Origin of the sequence: Micromonospora sp. ATA51 (genome assembly GCF_016802855.1) — a bacterium.
GTDB classification, from domain to species: Bacteria; Actinomycetota; Actinomycetes; order Mycobacteriales; family Micromonosporaceae; genus Micromonospora; species Micromonospora sicca.
In genome coordinates, this window is the sequence record NZ_JAEVHJ010000580.1 from 1 (window position 1) to 2122 (window position 2122).

Genomic DNA, 2122 nt, shown 5'->3' on the forward strand with positions numbered 1-2122 from the left:
GCTTCTGGTGATCAGGATGACAAGAGCCGTGTAACGGGAGACTGTTACGCACGGTTCTGTGGGAGCCCGGGGGTGAAATCCCCCCGGGCGACCCGACCTTAGAAGAGTGAGCCGCGAAACATGGCGGCCGGCTCATCCTGCTCTTCCAACTGACGGTGCGGCTGGCCTCGAGAAAGTCCCGCCGCCAGGTCAGGCGCGGGCGGCTGGTTCGGTGGGTTTCGGGTCAGGGCTGTCACCCGGTCCACCGTCGGCTGGCTCGCCCTGCGCTTCGTCGGCAGCGCGGGCGGGGGCTGTCGCCCGCAGCTGACGGACTTCCTGGCTGGCCAGCATGCCGAGGACGGCGAGCACCACCAACGTGGCAAGGATCAGCAGCGTGTCGCGGGTGCCGATCGCCGTGGCGAGCGGTCCGACCGCCAGCTGGCCGAGTGGGATGGCGACCCAGGACCCCAACATGTCGTAGGAGTAGACGCGGGCCAGTCGGTCGGCCGCGATGTGCTGCGCGATCGACGTGTCCCAGGCCACCGCGAACTGTTCGACGGCGACGCCGACCGCCACTCCGGCCGACAACAGCACGACCATGGTGGGGGCCAGGGCCAGGCCCAACAGCAGCAACGACTCGGCGAACATGCAGGCCACCCCGAGCAGCAGCAGCCGGCGCACCCGGATCCGCATGGCGATCAACCCGCCCACGACCATTCCGGCGGTTTCCGCCGCCAACACCACGCCCCAGGCGCTACGGCCGATCGTCTCGTCCGCGACGGCCGGGCCGAGCACGTTCACGCCGCCGGCGAGGGCTGCGTTGAGGATCATGAAGCCGAGCACCACCACCCAGACCCAGGTCCGCGCGGTGAACTCGGTCCAGCCCTCCCGGAGGTCGACGACGATGCTCGTGCGGGTGCTCTTCGCCCGCGGGGCAGCGACCCGGACTCCGGTGAACGCGATAGCTGCGATAGCGAAGGTGAGCGCGTCGACGGCGAGGCCCCACCCGGGCCCGACGGCGGCCACCAGGAGGCCACCGAGCGCAGCGCCGCCGATCATGCCCGCGTTCATGCCGAGCCGGATGATCGCGTTGGCCGGCTGGATCAGCTCCGGCGGCACGGTCTGCGGCGTCGCGGCGGCCGAGGCTGGCTGAGCCAGCGCGCTCACGATGCCGTTGGCCGCACCGAGCGCCAGCAACAGCGGGATCGTCGCCGCGCCGGTGAGCACCAGGGCGGCCACCGCGGCCTGGGTCAGCGCACCCAGCACATTGGAGCCGACGAGCACCAGCCGGCGCGGGATCCGGTCGGCCACCAGCCCGCCGAAGAGCACGAACAGCACGGTCATCAGCGATCTCGCGCCGACCACCAGGCCCAGGTCGCGCACCGAGCCGGTCAGATCGAGTACGGCGAAGGCCAGCGCGATGGGAGCGACACCGTTGCCCAGCATGTTGACCATCCGGCCAGCAGCCAGGTATCGGAACGCGCCATACCGCAGCGGAGCCAGCATCAGTCCTCCATCCGGAACAGGACAACCATCAAAGCGGAGCAGTTCCACGTCGCCGAGCTGTTCGGCACCCAGGACGTCCTCATGGCTGAGGTCTCCGTGCCCAGGAGGTTGAACCAGGCGGTGACTGACGCACGGGTGGTGCAAGGGACACCCGTGATGATCCGCTTCTTGTGCGGTTTGATCGAGCCATTCTCTCGACAGCAGAGGCGACGGTGCAGGTCCGTTGCGGTGGCTGCCCTCGCGAATGAGCACGCCGCCCCTTCACAAATGGGTGGCGTGAGGGCAGGGAGGCGAGCAGGCTCGTGCTCATGACGAGCAGCGATCTGTGGGACGAGGACACCGCGGAGCGGTACGACGACATCTCGGCCGAGATGTTTGCACCCCACGTGCTCGACCCCGCCGTGGACTTCCTCGCACGGCTGGCGGGTTCCGGCCCCGCGCTGGAGCTCGCGATCGGCACGGGCCGGGTGGCGATCCCGCTCGCCGCCCGAGGCATCTCCGTGACCGGGATCGAGCTGTCGCAGCCGATGGCCGACCGGCTGCGGCGCAAGGTGCCCGCGGAGGACTTGCCGGTCGTCATCGGTGACATGGCCACGACGACCGTCCCCGGCCAGTTCTCGCTCGTGTACGTCGTGTG

2 protein-coding genes are annotated in these 2122 nt (G+C 69.7%); one reads left to right on the plus strand and one right to left on the minus strand.

Features of this window, described 5'->3' with window-relative positions; translation table 11 throughout:
• Window positions 1-189 precede the first annotated feature (189 nt).
• Window positions 190-1485, minus strand: coding sequence for an MFS transporter (locus tag JNW87_RS37955; RefSeq protein ID WP_109800293.1), 1296 nt, complete (start codon window positions 1483-1485; stop codon window positions 190-192).
• Window positions 1486-1793: 308 nt separating this feature from the next.
• Between JNW87_RS37955 and JNW87_RS37960 the strand changes: the two genes are divergently transcribed.
• A partial coding sequence (locus tag JNW87_RS37960) for a bifunctional 2-polyprenyl-6-hydroxyphenol methylase/3-demethylubiquinol 3-O-methyltransferase UbiG (protein WP_238455394.1) occupies window positions 1794-2122 on the plus strand: 329 nt, incomplete at its 3' end.

Excerpts from the sequence above, each read along its gene's own strand:
- JNW87_RS37955 (WP_109800293.1), bottom strand. The coding sequence starts at position 1,485 with ATGCTGGCTCCGCTGCGGTATGGCGCGTTCCGATACCTGGCTGCTGGC.